The sequence below is a fragment of the Bradyrhizobium sp. STM 3557 genome (assembly GCF_045571465.1).
GTDB lineage: Bacteria > Pseudomonadota > Alphaproteobacteria > Rhizobiales > Xanthobacteraceae > Bradyrhizobium.
In genome coordinates this window covers 5,961,173-5,982,104 of the sequence record NZ_CP120697.1, presented here as the reverse complement: position 1 = coordinate 5,982,104, position 20,932 = coordinate 5,961,173, and the positions used below count along the sequence as shown (strand labels likewise).

14 protein-coding genes and 2 pseudogenes are annotated in these 20,932 nt (G+C 60.1%); 9 read left to right on the top strand and 7 right to left on the bottom strand.

The window, feature by feature from the left end:
- The 8 genes and pseudogenes from P6U24_RS27660 (at position 1) to P6U24_RS27625 (ending at position 11,052) form a co-directional block, all read left to right on the top strand.
- A complete protein-coding gene (locus P6U24_RS27660) occupies positions 1-1,059 on the top strand; it encodes a glycosyltransferase family 2 protein (RefSeq protein ID WP_407155608.1) in 1,059 nt (352 codons plus the stop codon).
- Positions 1,060-1,297: 238 nt separating this feature from the next.
- Positions 1,298-2,887 carry a hypothetical protein gene (locus P6U24_RS27655; protein WP_407155607.1) on the top strand — a complete coding sequence of 530 codons (1,590 nt, stop codon included), beginning with the start codon at positions 1,298-1,300 and terminating at the stop codon, positions 2,885-2,887.
- A 97-nt stretch (positions 2,888-2,984) separates the two neighbouring features.
- Positions 2,985-3,833, top strand: coding sequence for a hypothetical protein (locus P6U24_RS27650; protein WP_407155606.1), 849 nt, complete (start codon positions 2,985-2,987; stop codon positions 3,831-3,833).
- Positions 3,834-3,851: 18 nt separating this feature from the next.
- Complete coding sequence (locus P6U24_RS27645) at positions 3,852-5,030, top strand: class I SAM-dependent methyltransferase (protein WP_407155605.1); 1,179 nt, start codon at positions 3,852-3,854, stop codon at positions 5,028-5,030.
- A gap of 38 nt (positions 5,031-5,068) precedes the next feature.
- Entirely contained in the window at positions 5,069-6,904 is a 1,836-nt protein-coding gene (locus P6U24_RS27640; protein WP_407155604.1) for a TIGR04372 family glycosyltransferase, read from the top strand.
- A gap of 145 nt (positions 6,905-7,049) precedes the next feature.
- Positions 7,050-9,032, top strand: coding sequence for an asparagine synthase (glutamine-hydrolyzing) (gene asnB / locus P6U24_RS27635; protein ID WP_407155603.1), 1,983 nt, complete (start codon positions 7,050-7,052; stop codon positions 9,030-9,032).
- Between the two features lie 102 nt (positions 9,033-9,134).
- Positions 9,135-9,452 (top strand): acyltransferase family protein, encoded by a 318-nt coding sequence (locus P6U24_RS27630; protein WP_407155602.1) that lies wholly within the window; start codon positions 9,135-9,137, stop codon positions 9,450-9,452.
- Positions 9,453-9,703: 251 nt separating this feature from the next.
- A pseudogene (locus tag P6U24_RS27625) lies at positions 9,704-11,052 on the top strand (IS5 family transposase).
- A 229-nt stretch (positions 11,053-11,281) separates the two neighbouring features.
- Here the strand turns inward: P6U24_RS27625 and P6U24_RS27620 are convergent.
- From P6U24_RS27620 to P6U24_RS27610, 3 genes and pseudogenes are all read right to left on the bottom strand, one after another.
- Positions 11,282-12,421, bottom strand: a complete 1,140-nt coding sequence (locus P6U24_RS27620) for an acyltransferase family protein (protein WP_407155601.1) — start codon at positions 12,419-12,421, stop codon at positions 11,282-11,284.
- Positions 12,422-12,493: 72 nt separating this feature from the next.
- The gene (locus tag P6U24_RS27615; protein WP_407155600.1) at positions 12,494-14,302 is read right to left on the bottom strand and encodes an SPASM domain-containing protein; all 1,809 of its coding nucleotides are present in this window, start codon (positions 14,300-14,302) and stop codon (positions 12,494-12,496) included.
- A 145-nt stretch (positions 14,303-14,447) separates the two neighbouring features.
- Positions 14,448-14,540: pseudogene (locus tag P6U24_RS27610) on the bottom strand (glucose-1-phosphate cytidylyltransferase); the annotation flags it as partial.
- A gap of 553 nt (positions 14,541-15,093) precedes the next feature.
- Between P6U24_RS27610 and P6U24_RS27605 the strand changes: the two are divergent.
- Complete coding sequence (locus tag P6U24_RS27605) at positions 15,094-17,370, top strand: hypothetical protein (RefSeq protein ID WP_407155599.1); 2,277 nt, start codon at positions 15,094-15,096, stop codon at positions 17,368-17,370.
- A 56-nt stretch (positions 17,371-17,426) separates the two neighbouring features.
- On the opposite strand, the gene P6U24_RS27600 is transcribed toward P6U24_RS27605, so the two are convergent.
- The 4 genes from P6U24_RS27600 to P6U24_RS27585 all read right to left on the bottom strand — a co-directional run bounded on the left by P6U24_RS27600 (position 17,427) and on the right by P6U24_RS27585 (position 20,822).
- Positions 17,427-18,245, bottom strand: coding sequence for a glycosyltransferase family 2 protein (locus P6U24_RS27600; protein ID WP_407155598.1), 819 nt, complete (start codon positions 18,243-18,245; stop codon positions 17,427-17,429).
- Positions 18,242-18,958, bottom strand: coding sequence for a class I SAM-dependent methyltransferase (locus P6U24_RS27595; RefSeq protein WP_407155597.1), 717 nt, complete (start codon positions 18,956-18,958; stop codon positions 18,242-18,244). The genes P6U24_RS27600 and P6U24_RS27595 overlap by 4 nt, the downstream gene beginning before the upstream one ends.
- 419 nt (positions 18,959-19,377) lie before the next feature.
- Positions 19,378-19,575, bottom strand: coding sequence for a hypothetical protein (locus P6U24_RS27590; RefSeq protein ID WP_407155596.1), 198 nt, complete (start codon positions 19,573-19,575; stop codon positions 19,378-19,380).
- 284 nt (positions 19,576-19,859) lie between these two features.
- On the bottom strand, positions 19,860-20,822 hold the full coding sequence (locus P6U24_RS27585; protein WP_407155595.1) for a lysylphosphatidylglycerol synthase transmembrane domain-containing protein: 963 nt from the start codon (positions 20,820-20,822) through the stop codon (positions 19,860-19,862).
- Positions 20,823-20,932 lie beyond the last annotated feature (110 nt).

The window sequence follows — 20,932 nt, the reverse complement described above, 5'->3', positions numbered from 1 at the left end:
ATGAGCGTCGAAACCCGTCAGCAGCAGCGGTCATGCGCCGGCGACGCTTGGGGTCTCGACGTCTCCGCCGTGATTCCCAACTACAACCACGCGAGATATCTGCCCGCGGCTGTCCATGCTCTCGCGTCCCAACGGCCGCCGCCGGCCGAGATCATTGTCGTTGATGATGCCTCGACCGACAACAGTCTCGAGGTTCTCGAACAGCTTGGTCGCGAAGTCGCTATCCTGCGCGTCGTTCGCCACCAGACGAATGCCGGTGTTATTGCCGCGCTCAACCGCGGGCTGGACGAAGCGCGCTACGGCTTGGTCTATTTCGGCGCGGCCGACGACATCACCGAGCCCGGTCTGATCGAGCGTCTTGCCGGTGCTCTTGAGCGCCATCCGGACGCGGCTTTTGCGTCCGGCGAGGCCAGGCTGGTCGACATGGATGATCGCGGGTTGGGGATTCGTCCGCCGGTGCGGCCGTCGCAGACCGAGCGGTTCTTTTCCGCTTCCCAGGTGGTCGAACTCCTGAAGCGCTGTGACAACTGGATCCTGACCGGCGCGGCATTGTTCCGCCGCGCGCTTGTGCTCGAGGCCGGCGGTTTTGCTCCGGCCGCGCGTTCATTCACCGACGGCTTGCTGGCGCGGCATCTCGCGCTCAAAACTGGCTTCGTCTATGTGCCCGCGGTCTTCGTCACCTGGCGCGTCAATCCGCAGGGTTATTCTCGTTCGGCAACGTCGGAGGTCGAGACCGCGCGCCGCACGATCGACAGCATGCGCGAACTGATCGCGGCAGATCCGCTGTTTCCGTCCTGGTATCCGGAATTGCTCGAGCGCCGCTGGCGTTTCGCGGTCGGGCGGGTCGCGGTGAGCGAGGCCGGGTCGGAGGGCACCGCGGTTCTGACCGGCTTTTGCGCGCGCAATCGGGTCGACCGGATTGTCTATTGGCTCGCGAATGGCCTCGGTCGGCGGATCGGGAGCGTGGTCGCGCTCGGATGGCTGTTCCTGCGCGAACGCCCACTGCTGGTGCGCGACCTGCTTTTGACCATGCTGTTTCGCCGTGTTCGTGGCGGCTAGTTCAGATCATACGATGACGCAGATTTCTCATACAATCATCGTCCCGGTTTGGGGCGCGGTGCATGTAGCCCGGTTTCTCGAATGGGCGCTGCCGAGCTGGCTCTCACCGCGCAACATTCCCGAGCTTGCGACGCGCGCACCCGTCGAACTGATCCTGCTGGCGTCGCGCGCGGATTTCGCCGCGATCGAGAGCTGCCCGCTCACCGCCATGCTGCGTACGCATTGCACGCTGAAGCTGGTGGCGATCGATGATCTGATCCCGGGCGGCATTTCCACAGTGACGCTGACTCTCGCCTTCACCCGCGGGGTGAACCACGCGCTGTCGGACCAGCTCGGCAAGCGGCTGATCTTCTTGAATGGAGACTTCCTGCTCAGCGATGGTTCGCTGGCCTCGATTGCCGATCGCTTTGATGCGGGTCAGGAACTCTTGCTGTGCTCCAGCGTCCGGGTTCGCGAGGAGCTCGTCGCCGAAGCCTTCCTGCGCATGCGGCGCGAGGACGGCGTGATGATGCTGCCAGGCCGGCAAGCCGTCAGCATTGCACTCGGCGCGCTACATCCGACCGTTCTGGCATGTCGGGTTGATCAGCCGCTGCTGCACTCGGCGCATCCGAACCAGTTTTTCTGGAAGCCCGACGATGCCTCGCTTGTGCTGCGAGCCTTCCTGCTGTTCCCATTGGCGGTCGTTGCCACGCGGCCGCCGGGGCCGGCCGACACCTATTGCGATTTCGGGTGGATCACGACGATGGTCGAGCAGCCATCGATCAGCATCATCGACAACACGGACGAGCTCTTCATCGTGGAGCTGGCGCCGACCGGGCAGGAGATCGATTTCGTGAAGGCCGGCGAGGCGGTCGTCGCGGACTGTGCCGAGCGGATGTCATCCTGGATGACCGAGTTCAGCGCAGCCCAGGGGGCGACGCCGATCATCTTCAGGGCGAAGGATGGTTCGGAAGCCGCGATCGCGCAAGCCGTACGGGCATCCGATCGGTTCGTGGACGAGCTTCGGCGTAATTTCGGCGCCCTTCATCCTGTGCAAAACCATCCTTATTGGCAGGCCGGCGTCGCCTCTTACCTCCGCAACCGTCGTGACCAGGGCAATGATGATGTGCCTCCGGAGATCGCACCGCAGGCGGCGCAATCGACGCCGAAGGTCGTGCTAACGGCTCGGATCCGCGACAAGGCCAAGCGTTTCGTCATGGGCGCGCCTGGTCGCCGCCATCTTTGGCATCCTTATTACCGCCCGGAGCGGCTGATCGAGCGGCTCGGACCGTTGCAGCCGATTGGACAGGTTGCCTTGCTCGATCAGCTGGGCGCGCAGAAATCGACTCGGGGCAGCCCGATCGCGATGGCGGAATTCAGCAACTGGAAAACAGCCGAGCGCACGGTGCGGCGGCTCTGGGAAGCGGCGGCGCCGAATGAAACGGCGCATCTGATCGTCGTCAATGAACAGTATCTCAATCCGTTTGAAATCAGCATACGCGAACGGATCGCCGCGTTGGCAATCATCGAGCAAAGATTTCAAATCGTGTCCGCAAGTTCACTTCTGACGCGAGTGGAAGCTGCGGGATTAGCTTCGAACCGGCGGCTCGCTGTTGAATTGAATCCGTCCAGGCCGCTGCAGGCTTCCGGAATGATACTCGCCAGCGTGATCCGCCTGAGCCAAGTTTTGGTCGCAAACCTGTCGGATCGAAAGCGAAGGGACTTGGCTGACCAGTCGGGCATTCTGTTGCTCGAATTGAAGCGGCGAGGCGATGGAACGTGGATAGGCGATGGTGAGGCGGTCGTGCGCGGCAGTACTGCCGAGATATGTGCATCATCAGACACATAACGCCCAAGCGTGACATATTTGCCTCGCGGTGAGGCGAACTTTGGCAAGAAGGCGCGGCTGGGTTGTCTATCCGACCGTGGCATGGTAGGGGAGAGGTATGGGGATATCATCGCAAGCCGTTGCTGAGCGCCGTGATGCGGTGCTGATCGAACCGCCGGTATTACGACCGCAAGGTCCGCTGCTGCCGGAAGATTTCTTTTTCGGCGCGCCAAGGAGCGAGAAGGCTTTTTGCGGTGCGGACGGTCTTCTGCAGGGGCCGGCCTTCACCTCCGAGGAATTGGGCACGATCCGCGCGCTGATCAAGCAGCATCTGGTCGAGACCGCGTACGGATTTTCCTCGACTGCGGCGGACGCGATCGCCAATGCGGAGCTTGAGAACTACCATCTCATTTCGAAAGAAGTCGATCACGGCAGGCTGCTGTCGAAGAAGGGCCGGATTCTTCCCAAATCGATCGTCGACGCGATCAAGCAGATGTCGTTTTTCGACTACGTCGAAAAGGCGATGGGACCGTTCTATCTCTCCGATGAGGAGGGCGTCGGTCACGAGCAGATCTGCTTCCGCATCGTTCGGCCGCACCGTCGCGAGGACGTTGGCTCGCTGCATCGCGATTCCTGGTTTTGGGACTATTATGGCTTCAACGTGCCGCCCGGGATCGCGCGCGGCAAGGTATGGGTGGCCGTTGGTGGTGAGCCCGGTTTGGCTGGGCTGCTGTTGGCGCCGGGGTCGCAGAACATTTCTGCGCCGTATCGCACCGAGACCGTTAACGGGAAGCTGGCCTTTGTGCCTGATTTCGACATCGAGAACATCGGTTTGCAGCGCTATTGCGGTGCACTGGGCGAGCCTGTAATGTTCAACTACGATACGCTTCACGTCGGATCGTTGAATCGTGCCGAGCAGTGCCGCGTGAGCTTCGAAATCACAATCATGTTCAAGTCGGCCTCCTGACGAGACGCGAGGCTCATCATGACGCGGTGTGGCGCGTGTGCCGGCGCTTCGTTCGGCAGTTTTTTCTGTGCTCATGAAGCGTCAATATCTGGCGTCTATCCCGCCGAGCCTGTCGTTCCGCCACAGCCCACCACGATCGAGCTCGAATACTGCAAGAGCTGCGGACTGATCCGTCAGGTCCCGGACCGGACCATCCGTCTCAACTATGACCGGATCGTCCGCGGCACAGCCAAGCAGCTTCCCGGCTACGCGGAAGCCATCTTTGCGGCGCTGCCGCGGCTCGGCGTGAAGTGCACGGACCTCATCCTGGAGGTCGGCGCGAACGAGGGCACGTTCCTGCGGCAGTTGCGCGACCGCGGCTATCACAACCTGTTCGGCGTCGAGCCCTCCAAGGGGCTGGCGGATTATTCGCGTCAGTCGGGGCTCGACATCCTCGATACCTATTTCGACCGCAAGCTCGCCGCCGAGATCCGCGCGACGCGCGGGCCGGTCCGCGCTGTCATCTGCCGTCATACGCTCGAGCATGTGCCCGATATCTTCGAGTTCACTCGCGCGATCGCCGACGTTCTGGCGGACGACGGCGTCAGCCTGATCGAAGTGCCGGACGCGGACTGGGTCGTGACCAATCTGTTCGCCCATGAGATCTGGGACGAGCACATCACGTATTTCCGGGCACGATCATTGCGGCGGCTGTTGGAGAACTGCGGGCTCCGGCCGGTCGAACTGCGGCGCATGCGGTTCCGCGATACCCGCAATCTGCTGTGTTGGTCGGCGTTGGCCGCAAACCCCGCCGCTCAGGCTGCGAACCTGCCCGACGACGAAGCTGGCCTCGATGCGGTGGCGGAGTTCCAGTCCCGCTGGGATGACTTCTCGCACCGTCTCAGGAACCAGCTGCTGGTCAGCCCCAAGCCCATCGTGGGGATCGGGGCGTCGCACATCCAGCTCAACTTCTTCAACTTCGCTGGCATAGGCGACCTTGTCGATGGGTTGATCGACGATGACGAGACCAAATCCGGCCGCTTTGCACCGTTGGCGCGGCCCGTTCCGATCCGTTCTACGGACCAGACGTTAGCGACGATGCGGCAGGGCACCCTGCTGCGCACGGCCTTTCCCTATCCTTCCTGGGAAGATCGTCTCGAAGGCGCTCTGCACGGCTATGGAGTGGCCTCGATAAATCCTTATGGCAGGCAGAAATAGCTCCTTAATACCGCAGAAGCGACGGAAGGACAGAAGGCGTGCGGCTACTCTTGGCGCTCCTCAAGCACGGACTACAGACTGCAGGAAATGCGGTCACCGCCGTCCTCTTGCCGCCACTCGCGCGCTGGAAATACGGCAGCTCCCTGAAAGCCTATGCGCCCAACCATCTGGTCCATGTCGGCGATCAGTATCTTTTTTGGGGCCGATATGAGTCCGCGCTAGAATTCTATCTAGTGGCCTGCGAGAAGAGTCCGGAAACCCGCTTCGCTTCGGGATCGAGTTTGCTCCGGTATGTCAATGGCGGCCCTCACGACACCGAGTTCTATTTCAATCTCCTGCGGTTGCTCACGGCGGCGCCGAGCTATTCGGTTCCTCATCTCGAAAAGGCTGTTCTGCTCAACGCGCTCGAGCGCGATCCGGATCGTATCGAGGCTGCGTTTGAACAGATTCCGCCACAATGCCTCAGTTACGAGGCGATGGAAGCGGTGGGATCGAAGGCACTTGGGATCGGCCGCAACCGGCTGGCACTTGAGGCATTCCGCAGGGCCTTCGGCCACAAGCCGAACAACCCGGTGTTGCTCGATCAGATCGGCGTCACCGAGTTCCTGACGGGCATGTATCCGGAGGCGGAGATCAGCTTCTCGTTCGCCGATTTCCAACGGCAACTGGACCGCCAATACCTGAAGGTGGACAATCATCCATACGCGGTAGTGGATCGGACTTGGCTTGCAGCCATCGGTCACGTGGCGTTCCTCGACACTTACATCAAGGCCTGCCAGCTCGGCTGGTATCCGGCCAAAAAATCGCTGCTGGTCTACGACGCGACCAACCCGCCCGCAGGGTGGCCGCTGTTCAACTTCTTTTCAAAACATATCGAGATCGTTCCGACCGACCGGAAGGTCGATGAGGAAGTCGAGTCGATCCTGTTCAAGGACAAGCCGGAGGCGAGCGCGACGATTCGCGAGCGAACGCGTGTCGCAGTGACCCGCCCATTCTGGTACGGGCCCGATGCGGACCGTCGGATCCGATGGTTCGGCCCCTTGGGTGCGGCAGTTGAAGCTGCTTGGAAGAAGGAGGGGAGCGGCGCGCTGTTCGCACTTTCGAACGATGAGCGCAGCAAGTTCCGGCGGACCATGAGCCAGCTCTACGGCCTACCCGAGGACGCTTGGTTCGTGCTCTTGCATGTGCGCGAGCCCGGTTTCCATTCGGGCTGGCACGCTTATCACGCCGGAACGCGCAACGCCGATATCAAGTCGTACGATCAGGTGATCGATTTCGTCCTGAGCAAGGGCGGCTGGGTCGTTCGCGGCGGTGATGCTTCGATGACCATCATGGAGCCACGCGAGCGGGTGATCGACTATGCAACCGGTCCCCACAAACATCCCGCGCTCGATATCTATCTTTGTGCGGATTGCTCGTATTTCATCGGGACCAATTCCGGCTTCAGCGTCATCCCGCCGGTGTTCGGAAAGCGGTGCGGCCTGACGAATTGGAGTCCAATCGCCATCCCGAACTGGTATCTCGACGATCTCTACATTCCCAAGCTCGTCCGCAAGGTCAGTGAGAACCGGTACCTCCGTTTCGAGGAGATGTACGCTTCTTTCACGGGCTGGAGCCAGTTCGCACGCGACTTCGTGAATTCCGACTACGTGATCGAGGACAATAGCGCAGAAGATCTGCGGGAATTGACCGAGGAGTTGCACAACGAGGTCTTTGGCCTCGCCGGTGCGCTCGACGCCGCGGATAGCGCCCGGCTGCAGCACTTCAACGAGATCGCCACGGCCAACGGCTCCTATGTCGGTAGCAGGATGGGCGCGCGGTTTCTGAAGAAATACGCGTATCTGCTCGATCAACCCGTCAGTGCGGTAGCTTAGGCGGTCGCCGGCCGAGGTATCCCGGCGTAGGCAGGCGCCGCAAAAGGCGCTACATCTCTCGGCGATGAAGCCTGAGGCAGGGCCGCCGAAGCGCCGCCAGACGTGATGGGATGTGACGCGTGATGGATTTTCGTTCGGATACGCCATGTGCGGCATAGCCGGTCTGCTTCGACCGGGCGGAGGCGATGACCGCATCTTGGGCGGCATCGTCCGGGACATGACGGACTCGCTCGCGCATCGTGGACCTGATGCGAGCGGCATCTGGACGCAGGCCGCGCCCGGTATCGCGTTCGGTCACCGCCGTCTGTCCATTCTGGACTTGTCCGATGCCGGTGCGCAGCCGATGCGCAGCGACTGCGGTCGTTTCGTGGTCACCTTCAACGGCGAGATCTACAATCATCTCGAGCTGCGCGCCGAGCTCGAGACCGCGGGCGCAGCGCCGCGCTGGCGTGGACATTCCGATACCGAGACGTTGCTCGCGGCCATAAGGCACTGGGGGGTGATCGGCGCGCTGCAGCGCGCGTCCGGCATGTTCGCCATCGCGCTCTGGGACGAGCGCGAGCGGACATTGACGCTGTGCCGTGACCGCTTCGGCGAAAAGCCGCTGTATTACGGTTGGAGCGGAGCTGATCTGCTGTTCGCGTCCGAACTGAAGGCGTTCGCGACACATCCGGCCTGGACGCGGTCATTGGATCGCGCGGCGCTCACCTCATTCATGCGCTTCGCATATGTGCCGGCACCGGCCTCAATCTGGAGCGGGGTGCGGAAGGTCCCGCCGGGCTGCATCGTGACATTCCCTTCGACTGCTGCAATCGGCTCGCTGCCGGAACCGGCCGCATATTGGTCATTGCGTGATGATGTGATCGCTGCGCAAACGGCGCGCATAACCAGTGAGGCCGAGGCAATCGACGAGTTGCAGCGCCTGTTGTTGGCCGCGATCAAACGACAGTGTCTGTCCGATGTGCCGCTTGGCGCATTCCTGTCGGGCGGAATCGATTCATCGACCGTGGTTGCGTTGATGCAAGTCCAGGCGTCGCGGCCGGTGCGGACCTTCTCGATCGGCTTTCGCGAAGGCGCGTTCGACGAGGCCGCGGACGCCGCCCAGGTCGCAGCTCATCTCGGTACTGACCATACCGAACTCTATATCGAGCCCGAGACCGCAAGAGACGTCATCCCGCTGTTGCCGGGGATGTATGACGAGCCGTTCGCCGACTCTTCGCAGATCCCCACGCATCTGGTGTCGCAGCTGGCACGCCGACAGGTTACGGTGGCGCTGTCCGGCGATGGAGGCGACGAGTTGTTCGGCGGTTACAACCGCCACGTCTGGGGCGGTCACATTGCCGCTGTGCCCGCCGGGCTCAGAGCGGCCATGAGCCTGGTCCTCGGCACGCTCTCGCCGGCGCGAGCGGACGCGATCGCGTCCTTGGCACAGCCGCTACTGCCCGAACGCCTCAATGTGCGACGTGCGGGCGACCAGATGGCCAAGCTTTCGCGGGTCATCGGCGCGCGATCGACGGAGGAGCTCTATCTGCGTCTGTGCTCGATCGATGATGATCCGTCCACGACCGTTGTGGCCGGGGAGGAGCAGAAGAGTTGGGCAAGCCGCCAGATGGCCGGGATCAGCGGTCCGCTGGACCCGCTGGACCGGATGACGCTCGCGGATTCCCTGAGCTATCTGACGGACGACGTCCTGCAGAAAGTCGACCGCGCTGCGATGGCTGTGGCCTTGGAGACGCGTGTCCCTTTTCTCGACAGGGATGTGGTGCAGTTTGCCGCGAAGGTTCCGCCAGCGATGAAGATCCGCGACCGGCGCGGCAAGTGGCTCGTCCGGCAAGTGCTGCACCGTCACGTGCCTCAGCAATTAGTCGACCGTCCGAAGACGGGTTTCGGCATTCCGTTGGACGCTTGGCTGCGTGGGCCGCTGAAGGGCTGGACCCTGGATCTGCTGTCGCCAGCACGGCTGAAATCGCAGGGCCTGTTCGACGCCGCCATCGTGGAGGGCAGGGTTCGGGAGCACATGATCGGCGTGCGCAATCATGGGCACTGGCTTTGGAATGTGCTGATGGCGCAGGCTTGGCTGGATGCCTGGTCCGTCGAAAGCCGGAGCATGGTGCGCAAGATTGCGTAATCTCGGTCTTGAACAATTGGGACGCAGTCGGCGCAGTGCGATAACCGGCTCGCCGACGAGAACACCGTAGGAGAGCGTGTGCAAAGTCGAAGTCTTCACTATATGCCGGCGCTCGATCATTTGCGCTTTCTGGCGGCAGGCTTGGTTCTGCTCTTTCATACCGTTCTTGAGACTCGGAACACAGGACGTCCTGCGGATCAATTTCATCTCACTTTCGTCGACCAAGGCCACATTGGTGTCGCGCTGTTCATGGTGATCAGCGGATTCATCATGATGACGATGTTTCACGGTCGCGAGATGGAGCCGTTCAAGTTTTATCTGAATCGGGTGTTGCGGATATATCCGCTGATGATCCTGGTCGTGACGCTCGGCTATTTCTCGACGCCTGATGCGCGGCCGACTTCGGTGGGTATCGATTAAGGGCCATGCCGCGCCACCGCGGCCTCCTAAGCAGAACAAGTCCCTATCGGGAAAGCCAACGATGACCGACGTGTCAGCGCGACAGCGCTCGACTGTCATCGTCGCCCGTGAAGAATGCGGAAGCAGCTGAACCGAAGGCGGTTTCTCACGTGACTGCGGTTTTGGGATCGCAGGCTTCGGAAGGGCTGTGGGTCGGGGGCCTGCAATTTGTGGATTGAGATTCCGTCGAATCGCCAGCTCCGATTCAGTGGCTGCGTCGGAGGGGCCGATGCGACCGAAAGAAGCCGAAGGCGACAGAGGAAGGCGATCTGTTCCGGGCCAGGCTGGACCAGATCATCCAGATGAAACACGAGCTGGTTCAGCTCGCCGGCAAGATCGACTGGGGCTGGATCTATGAGCAGATCGCGCCGCTCTACAGACCCGGTTCGTCGTGGGATTGCTGCTGCTCAAGCAGATTCACGGAATGTCAGACGAGGGCGTGTGCGAGCGCTGGGTTCATGATCCCTATTTCCGGCACTTCACGGGCGAGGCGTTTTTCCAGCACGCGTTCCCGCACGAGCGCTCGGATCTGAGCCGTTGGCGCAAGCGCTTCGGTGAAAGACTGGAGCTGCTGCTGGCGGAAAACCTGAAGGTGGCACACGACACGGGTGCCTTGCGCACGCGTGACCTCAAGCGCGTCACAGTGGATACCATGGTGCAGCCAAAGGCCATCACCTTCCCGACCGATGCCAAGCTGCTGCATGCAGCCATCGAAGGGCTCAACCGGCTGGTTCGCAAACACGGCGTGCGGCTGCGGCAGTCGTATCGGCGTATCGCCAAGAAGGCCGCGATGATGGCAGGGCCACGCCAAACAGTTCAAGCGCCACCACCGCCAATTGCGCCTGTTGAAGAGCCGTCTCGGTCGGATCACCCGCGACATCCGCCGCAAGATCGAGGGCCGCCCTCGAGCTCGAAGCGGCATTCGAAGCGCCGCTCGCGCGCGCGGCGCAGATCGGGTCACGGCAGCAGCGCCAGCGCGGCTGGAAGCTCTATTCCACGCGCCCGAGGTCGAATGCATCGGCAAAGGCCAGGCCTCGGCGCCTTACGAGTTCGGCGTCAAAGTCTCTATCGTCACCAACGATGGCCGCGCCCCGGGCGGTCAGTTCGTGCTCCATGCCAGAGCGCTGCCGGGCAATCCGTATGACGGACACACGCTCCGCGACATCATCGATGCGACCGAGAAGCTAACGGGCTGTGCCATCGAACGCGCCTATGTCGAAAGGGCTATCGCGGCCACACAACCGAAAGTCCGCGCCGCGTCTTCATCTCCGGCCAGAAGCGCGGCATGTTCGGCGCCGTTAAACGCGAGCTCAGGCGCCGTTCAGCCATCGAGCCCATCATCGGCCACATGAAGAGCGACGGGCACCTCGGCCGCTGTCGTCTCAAGAGCCGCGAGGGCGACGCCATCAACGTCATCCTCACCCCTTCGGACCTCCGCTGCGTCCTCGCTTGGCTGAGGAATTTGCTGACCTCAATCTTGGTCGCCTCTGGCGGCAAGTCGTCCTCTATCCGGCCGTCAAACCGGCTTCTTAACGGACGACTGTCATACTTGGCTCCGTAAGACCCACGGCTTTATTCAGGGAACAGATGTCGCTGGTCTGTCGCTGGCGGAGAATCATTTTGTCCAAGCGGACCTGTGGATCCTGAGTGTAACATATTCGCGCTACATCGACGATGCGGCGAGCACTTCCATCACGCGCGTGGAAGGGAGGTCTTCGACGGCCGATCTTCGTCAATCATCCCGCGTCGGTCAGATCACAGGATCCGAAGTCGGCAGCACGTCTCTTAGATCAACGCTGGTTTCGTTGTTGATACGTGGAGCAGATGCTTTCAGCGCGACCACCGTCACAGACGCCGGCGCGGGCTCCTGTGCGGCAAACGCCAACATTACGTGCTGACCTAAATCGAACTGTTCTCATCAGTCCGGCTAACGGCTTTTCTAACAATTGATGCGCTGCAACAGCTGCTACGATCACGATCGCCAGAAACATGACCACGATCTCCGTACCAGACCCGATCTTCTTGACAAGCCACCGAATGAAGCCGTGGTCAATCAAGAGAATGAGCAGGATGAAGTGCGTCAGATAAACAGGGTAGGAGAGGTTCCCAAGCGAGTTCATGGCAACAGATCGGCTGGTCCCCTCGAAAATCCCCGGAAGAGACAAGCTGAAGCACGCGACCACGATCCAGAAGCGGGGGCTGTCCCAACCCACATAGGTAGGCACCAGTAGCGCTATGACACATACCGAAAGCAGCGCGACGCCGACAACGGGGCTAAGAAGCGGTCGGAACCATAAGGAAATCGAGCGGGCGGCGTGACCGGTCAGGAAGAACAGAAACGTGGACGGGGCGAAATAGTAAGTCCATGCCTCAGCAAATCCGACCTTGTGCACGCAGTAAGCTCGAGCGGCGGCGGACGCGACCAAACCACCGAATGCCAACGCGTTTGATCTGAGCAAAAACGGAGCCACGAGATAGAAGGTGAGTTCGGCGCCGAGCGTCCAGGCTTGCTGCAAACCGAAGAGCGTTGGGTGCGTCTGCGTATCGGCAGGAAGGTATGCTGATCGCCAATCGATCCCGAAGAGAAAAAGGTTAGTGAATTTGTCGACGAGGAGGTTGGCGACAAAGAGGTTGCGAGTGGGCTCAAGAGCGACGAGTGCGATGATTGCCATCGGCCAGTACAGCGAAAAAATCCGGATGAAACGGCTTTTGTAGAACGCTGCTATACCCCTTGAATTTGCCTCATACTTCTTGTCGAGCCCGAGGCTGATCAGAAATCCACTGATCACATAGAAGAGCATCACCGCAAAGCCGGCGTTCATCCCAAGCTTGTAATACTCCGGAATATCCAGCTTTTCAGGGATCAGGACTAGTTGCCGGAAATGATCGATGGCAACGACAAACGCTAGAAATAGCCGGATCGGCCCCATGCAGTGTTCCCCCTATCCGCAACTTCGGCCTCCGCCCCCAGTCCTTATTGGCCCCCTCTTGACGGACGGTATTCAATGAGTGTGTTGGGCCTCTCGATAGAGGGCTTCTAAATTATCAAAATCGATCCGTGCCCAGGCCAACGCGGGATCGCGAAAAACCGTTAATAGAGCAGAATGTCGGGGATGGCTCGCATCGCACACACTGCGGGTCGCAAATTCATCCGGCGAATAGGAGCCGCAATTCGCGAGTTGCGTAAAGACGACGGTATCGACATCTAGCTCGCGTGCCCAATTCGCAAAGGCGGGCATCTGTTCGAAATTCTCTGCCTGCACCGCGAAGCGCATTTGAAAGGTCGCGACACTATTGTCGAGTCGTAGCCCGGAGATGAACGTCAAATTGTCGCTTAGGCGTTTAAAATCGCCGCGACGTCGAATCGACAGATAAGTCTCCGCGCGCGCCGCATCGATAGAGACAACGATGTGGATCTTGAGGTGATGCAGGTTGGAGAAATTGGCCCATTCCTTCGGGGTGAGCAAAACGCCATTGGTCAGAAGCGTGATTTCCCTCAATCCGGGCGTGTTGGTCTGGCTGATCTCCTTCATGAAGTCACGATAGTGCCGGCTTGCAAACGGGTCCCCGCTGTTGGTGATGATGACGTGCGGAAGATTCTTTAGCATCGGCTTGACGAACTCCTCGTTCGCCTTTTTGAGTTGCTGGACGAGCGGACCCTTGGCAACTATCAGTTCTGTTCGGCACTGGGGACAGCTCAGATTGCAAGTGGCATCGTGGCCAAGGTTGGCGACGGAGGGGGGCGTATCGATTATCGTTCTTCGGTTGTCGATGATATCCCGCATGGCCGGATCGACCACTTCAGACTTCAGAGGCAGCGTGTTGCTGCGCATGAAGTGACATTGCAGTCGGCTGCAATATTTGAAGTCTCCGTCGTGAATCGAGCGGCGGACCTCGGCCGACGACGGCGAGTTCCAGGCGGCCTGCCAGTCATGTTGGTAGACATTGCCAATCGTGACAGGCAGCAATAGAGGACAACAGGTGTGAACGTCGCCGGTCGGATTCGTGATCAGTTCAGAAAATGGAGCAGGACAAAAGCGGTCGGTGAAGTCACGGGCGAAAACCTCGACGTCGGCCTTATCAACATTCGCGATGTCGGGGTTCTGTCTAAGGGCCTCACGCACGATCCAATGTGCGTTCATGCAGCGGGAGTCGATCGTGAGCGCCTTCCGCGCCAGATCATGCGCGGTTTGCGTCTCGTTCGCTTCGAGGAGCCAAAAGGCAAGCAGCACAAGCGGCGTTCGTTCGGAGGGTGCGGCAGACGTGATGAATTCAAGCATGCTTAGAGAGTCGGCTCGCTTCCGTGCGAAGGTTTGTAGCAGATCCTCCAATGCGGAAAGGTGCCGGGAGATGTCGCTGATGCGGTCGATCCGGAAGCCACCCATGGGATGCGGGTCATATCGATCACGGTAGCGGTGATAGAAATTCACGACTGCCGGCACAACTTCGGATCTCGGGCCGCTTTTTCGAAGCTGGCTAATGATCTGGTCTCGCTCGAGAAATCGACGGCGCTTGTAGAGATGCTTGGCCCAGACAAACATCGGACAATCTCCCAATAGGGTTCCCCAAAAACGGGCCTTCGGACCGACACGCGCCAACAACTTCCGGAATAACCTTATCAATGACAGGTTGGAGGCAATTCTATCGCCACAGGTGGGGCGGCGGCAATGCTTGGAAATACCGCAGGCGTCGACCTCGCCGCCGACACGTGGTGATTGAGGCAAGCCGCACTCCGGATCGGCTTGTTTCGTGGGGAAATCAATGACCGATATCGCCGCCTTGAAGGCTGCGAATGCGGAACGCCGGGTCAAAGCCAAGCTTACGTATGAAGCCGAGCTAGTCTAGAGGACCGAAAATTGCAATGGTCCGCTGACCGTTCAACTGACTTCGGGAGGGCGGCGAACCGTAGCGTCATGCGCACTTCATTGCCGGCCCCTGTCCAGTGGGCAACTCCAGGCGGCCTCCGACCTCGACCATCGGCTTCGGCCGGATGGTTGTTTCCTCGGCAAGACGCGTTCCCAGACCGCTAGCGAGAATGACTGCTTTCATCTCATTCTATTCCATGGGACGATAAAGGTTGACTATTTTTCCAGCGTGAAGGCGAGGTGGATATTGTTCCACCTTGAAAACAGCGCCTCGGGAGACCAGGAAGCAGACCGGCGTCCGAGCGCTTTCTGGTGGGCCGCTCAACATGCAACCATGGAGTCTCGCTTTTGACCGGCAATCCAGCGGCCGTGCTCTGCAATCCCGGTGCACCATGCCGTCGGTCCCCACCGCGCCTCCGAACGCTCGCCTTGCGGATTACCTCAGCAAGCCCGTGCCATTTAGCACCCAACCGGGACAAAACCTAGTGAGCGCAGCCAAGGGACTGGAAAGTTCGTCCCGATTGTTGCGGCTCAGGTTTCAAAAGCTTCGATTGAAAACACACTGGAATCATGGTGTTGCTGGCACTTTTGATCGTCCGACGACCATAGCGAGAGCTAGGGCGCCATAGCGCGACACTTGGGGACAGGAGCAAGGCGTGTCGGGTGAGGGGTTGGAGCGCGATAGGGGGGCCGAATCGCGGGGCAGACCGTTCAGGATCGCGCATAAAGCGCTCGGGATGGCGCTCTACCTGGCCGCATACCTTATTCTTGTCGCCTGGTTCAAGTGGGCCGACATTTATCATGCACATTTTGCGGCATCCGGTTGGATCGTCGCGGTCAACAATATTTTCCGGGTCGCTTTCATCTTTTATTTGTTCTGGATGGTTCATGCGGTCGGCGTGCTGGCCTTGAGATTAGGCGGCACACCTCACCGAATCGGACAGAACGAGCTCGACAGTCTTGGGATCGCCTTTTTCGCTGGGACAGGCGTCTGGCACTTTGCCATGCTCGGTCTGGGCTTTCTCAACCTCTATCGGCCGTCCATCGCGGTGGCGATCACGGTTCCGCTCGTCGGCCTATCCTACCGCGACCTGCGCAAAGCCGTGGTGCGCTTCGCCGAGGAGGGGGCCTGTTCCAAGCCTTGGTTTTGGCGCACGTCGGATCATCCCTTGGATCGCATGACAGCGATCGTGTTGGCGGTATTGGGCGTCATCGTCGTCGTGGCTCTGCTGCTGGTCAAAGGGCTCTATCCGTCGGGTGGCCATGACTACTTCATGCACTATTTTCCGTACTTGCGGAGCGTGATCGAGCGCGGCGGCCTCTGGCCAAACGACGCTTGGTATCACTTCTACTACTCGAAGGGGGCGGGCCTCTATTTTCTCGGCATGCTGCTGACTGATCCGCTCGCGCCGCAACTTGTGACGTTCTGCTTTATCGTGGCTGGTGCGATCGCGTTGTTCCAATTGCTGTCGCGTCTCGCGCCACAAACCTGGTGGCCCTGTATCGGCGTGATTCTGTGGCTCGGCCTCTACATCTACACGCCAGGCACGGGGGAATATAAGTTTCATGGTGGCTGGGGCGATTTCGAGAAGTACCACGAGCTGAACGCAGCGCTCATGATCGGCGTTATTTGGCTGGTTGCGTCGGTATTGGAGCAAGGCGGTCGCGCTTGGTTGTTGGCAGCGGGCTCCGCAACAATCGCTGCCATCATCATCAACGTGACGATCGCCGTCTATCTGGGCCTGCTGTTCTCCATCTTGACGCTGTGGTTCCTGTTGCGACGGCGGTTTGCGGCAAGCCTCGCCTGTGCCGGGCTTGCGGCCGCCGCCGGCCTGACACTGTCGGCCATTCTGGTGCTGAACTATGCCGTCACAGGGTTGGCCAACGACCAAGGCCTGCTGCTGTTCTGGAAATATGCCGACGTTGAGAAGCTGTACGATCTTGGCGCCTTGCCCTGGGTCATCCTGTTACATCACGACACGGTGCAGCTGGTGGCCAACGGCATTCCATGGGACCGGCACCTCCTACTCTTCCTCTTTGAGGCGCTGCGGTTCGGCCTGCTGTTCCCATTGCTCGGTGGTGGTGTCCTGGTTGCCACAGTTGCGATTATCTGCCGCCGCGCCGTGTTCAAGGCCGATCATCAGATTCTGGTGCTTGTGGCTGCCGGCGTCTCCTACCTCGTGTTGGTGCTCGCCGTCGGCCGGGCGCAGCCGGTCTCGTTTTTCCGCTATTCCAGTTTCACGATTCCGATCTCGGTTGCCGCTGGGGTCGCGTGCTGGGCGGCGCCTCGCTGGAACCATTCCTGGAACGCAAGATGGGCTTCGAGCCCGTTTATTCCGGCGCTGGTGCTGTATGCCTGCATACCGGCAGCTTTCGCGACCTATCAATCCAAGGCCGTTGCAATGGTCGGCGGTAGTGCCTGGCGTTTCGCGCGCGGCGCCGACAGCATCGATCAAGCCTATTCGTCTCAGGCGGGGTGGATGGGGCGTTTGCCATGGGGGGCGATCTATCCGGGCGCCCGCGGTGCCCATTCGGTGGTCGGTCCGCATGTTCGGATCTGGTCGATGCACATGCATAGCTATTGCATGCTGCCTGATTGCGATGTCGAAGCCTATCCGGCTTTCACAATGGGCCGGGACTGGGATCGGTTGATGTTCGGGACGCCCGAAGAAGGGCGCGATGCGCTGCGCCAAGCAGGGCTGAACTATTTCCTGTTCTCCCGTGAGATCGCGGCTCTTTTCGGCATCACCGATGCTTTGCCCAGATCCGCACTATTTGCACCCGACAATATCGGCCGCTATCTCGGAGTCCAGTGGACGGACGGGCAGACGGTTCTGTTGACCTGGATGGGTCCGAAGACAAAGCCGCTCGACCAGGAATGGCTGGCAGCCTATGCACAGGCGGTTAAAGTCTCCGCGGCCGCTAGCGCATTTCCTTACGACACGTTGCGCGATATTTATCTTGATCTCCGCGCCACGCCGCATCCGTGGCGATCCTTCCTGTTGCCACGCTGATGACGCCCTGATTGTCTGCCGAGCAGCCAGCCGCGCCATATGTAGAGCGTCGGTTATCACCGCATGCGGTAGGCGCGGTTGGACAGTCGCCGGATGCCGATTTCCAGCAGGGTATGCGTCACGGACAGGAGATTGCGGAATGTCAGAGCGTTGGACTTACCCGTACGCCGTTCGACCGCGATGATAGGGACCTCCCGGTAGTCGAAGCCGAGATCGATCAGGCGGCACAACGTATCAGCCTGGAAACCAAAGCCGCGTGAATCCGAATGCCAGCGCATCACGTTGTGGCGCAGATGAACCGGCAGTCCGTTGTAGTAGTGCAGGTTGTTGCCGGTTATACCGTTGAGCAGGCCCGTGAACAGGTTCGAGATCGTCCAACGCCAGACGCTCTTGCCTTCGACGCCGGTATAATAGGGGACGATGATGTCGGCGGACCCGATCGCCTGAAACACGGCGAGCGTGCTTTCTGGTGTTTCGGCATGATCGCCGCAGATCAGCCTGTAATATTTACCGCAGCCGAGAAACGCAGCGTCCATGTAGTTCTGTGCCAAGCCCTTGTTGATCCTATTGAAGCGCAGCAAGATATTCTTCGTTGGATGGTCCTGGACATATCTCGCTAGCACCTCACGGGAGTTGTCCTTTGACTTGTCGTCGATGACGATAATCTCGTATTTGAGCTTGGCCTGTTCGGCCAGCTTCGCGATCATGTTCAGCGTCTCGACGATGTAGGCTGCTTCGTTGTAACAAGACACAAAGAGCGTGAGATCGAGCGGATCGTCATCGTAGGGAGAGATGATCTTCCTGGTGGTGTGGAAACGTTCCGCCGCTGCGCTAAGGCTGACTTCGGCGGCCCAGAAGTCGCGCCCCCTGCTCATGATGCGCCACCGATACTCAGGATGCGGATCAGAACCTGCTGACGCGCGTACGCCAAATATTCATATGTGACGTTATGGGTCGCGACGAACTCCTTCCAGGCCTTGAATTCGTGCCGCTCCCAGCCCGGATAGTTGAAATACTCGTCGAACAGAACCACGGTTCCGGGGCGCATGTGCGGCACGAGACCTTCCAGTATATCGACCGTGGATCTGTAGAGATCGCAGTCGATATGCATGAAGGCGATCGGCCCACCATATTGCTGCTTCCATGGCGGGATTGTGTTGCTGAACCAGCCTTTGTGAAGCATAACATTAGGCGGTACGCGAGGCAGCTTGCCTTGTCGAGAAAAGGCGCCGCTGCGAAGGCTGAAGCCGCCCCATGCCGAGGGAAGGCCCTCGAAGCTGTCGAATCCGTGAATGGTTGCAGCAGGCTTGCGCTTGGCGATATGACGGATCGTGCCCCCGGAAAAGACGCCAAATTCCAGATAGTGGCCTTGGGCGGGCGTCTGCGTCAGCGAATATTCGAGCAGCTCCCGCTGGGTTTCGAAGCCCAATGCGTCGGGCATGCTGCTGTCGATGTAGTCGACGCTGCTGATCAGGGCGCGTTTCGCCCGTTCGCGCACTGGATGCATCCGGCCGGTGTCGAGCAGCTGATAACCTGCCATGACGATCCGGTAGAGCACATATTTCAGACGGAAATTGGTCACCAGCATGGAAGGGACACTCGATCAGTCGCAGCAATGATGCATCCTGGAAGAACGACTGAGCCGAACCTGATGCCCGTCGGTGCGAACACCGGTCGTCTGCGAACTTGATCGGGCAGGGCGGGCCTTGTGCATCGATTGAACGTGCAAGCTTGTGAGGAGTTGATGGGAAAACGGCATCACTTGAGTCGGGAAAAGCAAATCACGACCTTAGGCAAGGCCATCATATTAGGAGGCTGAAGCGGAAAAAGGACAAAGTATCGAGATATTTTAATCCCGATGCGGCTGTCACACAGGCTTCCGATGAATCTGCGTGTCCCGCCGGCGTCCAAGGGTTGCCATCTTAGCGGAGCGTCCTCGTCACCACGGACGGTCGCGGTCAGACACGGGTCTTGACCGCGAGAGGAGATTGACGGCAGGGAACCAGTCTACCGGATCGGTTCTTGAGAGTGCCGGTTTTCGTGGGCCGGCGCGTTCGGCACAAGGGGCGCGTCCGTATGCTGCTTCTCGACGATCTGATAGCCGCATTCATCAAGCCAGGCGATCAAGCGGTCGGCCATGATATAGTCCCAGGACGGGTAAGACCGGGCGATCACTTCTCGGGCTGAGAGCTTGCGTTCGCGCATGTGAGGAGTCCCATCGGCTGTTCTCGCGATGTCGTAGCGCGGATGCGTTAAGTTCCGGTGACGAGCCGAGTATCGAAGCGGCCGAGCGCGATCCAGGGTCAATTCGAAGTAAAGATCTTGCCGGAATGGAGGCGATTCGGACTTCGATCGCACGTCAAGGCGGTGTTCGAACCGTCAGCGGCTTCCAAGATCGGTAACCGCGCCAGCGCGTTGGAAACACCGCAAATGATCACGGTTGAGATGCGTCAGAGCGCGTGCGCGCCGGTGCTGATCCAACCGCTCGTTCACTCTTCCGCGGTTGTCGCGACCGTCATACCGCTGAGACCTTTTTCCGCGCTGAAGATCCAGACCAGACCGCCGAAAGCGCCGACGATGAAATAGACCGCACCATACAGGATCGACACCACCGTGCCGTCTGCCGGGGACAGTCCCGCATAACCGAAGGCCACCATCATGGTGGCCTCGCGGACGCCCCAGCCTGCGATCGAGATCGGCAGCATCGTGATGAGCATGATCGGCGGGGTTAGCATGAAGATCTGCTCGAAGCTGGCGGACGCCGCGATAGAGCGCACGGCGCACCAGGCGATCCCCACGGCCATGACATGGATGGCGAGGGACAGAATCGAGATCCAAAGACCATTCGTCCGGTTGAAGATGACCTGATTGGCGATCACGGAGCATGCGTGGATGTGCCGGGTCAGCCACCAGCGCTTCAGGAACGCAAAAGGCAGGTGCCCGAAAATCAGGAAACCGGCTCCGGCTGCCAATGCCGCGACGTCGACCAGTAGCAGGGCGAGACGACCCTGCTGATCGGCGATCATCCCATAGCTCCAGGGCAGGCTTGCCACGATGACGACAGCAAGCGCGATGAAGCCTACCGCACGATCGGTCAGGATCGAATAGGAGGCCGCGCGCCAGCCCGCGCCCATGCGGCCGATCAGCCACAGCCGGACCGCATCGCCCCCGATCGACGAGGGCAGGGTCTGGTTGAAGAATGCGCCGATCATGTTGTAGCGAAAGGCGCGAAGGGCCGTCAGGGGGGCGCTGCATAGCGCGGAGATCGCCTGCCAGCGCAATGCGCCGGCAAAGATCTGGATGATCGCGATGATGACGCCAATTCCGATCCAGCCAACGCTGATCTGGCTCAACCGCACCTGAATTGCGGCGAAATTGATCCCGCGCAGCGCGAGATAGAGCAGGCCCAGGGAGACCACAATCCGGACCAGAAGGATGAGAAAGGCACGCATTTCAGGCCGGGTTCGCCCCTGGTTTGCCAGTCCAAGCCGAGTGCGAGATGCAAACCCTCGTCCTGGATGGATGAGACCGCTTTTGGCCAGGCAGGCGTTCTCCAGCCCCA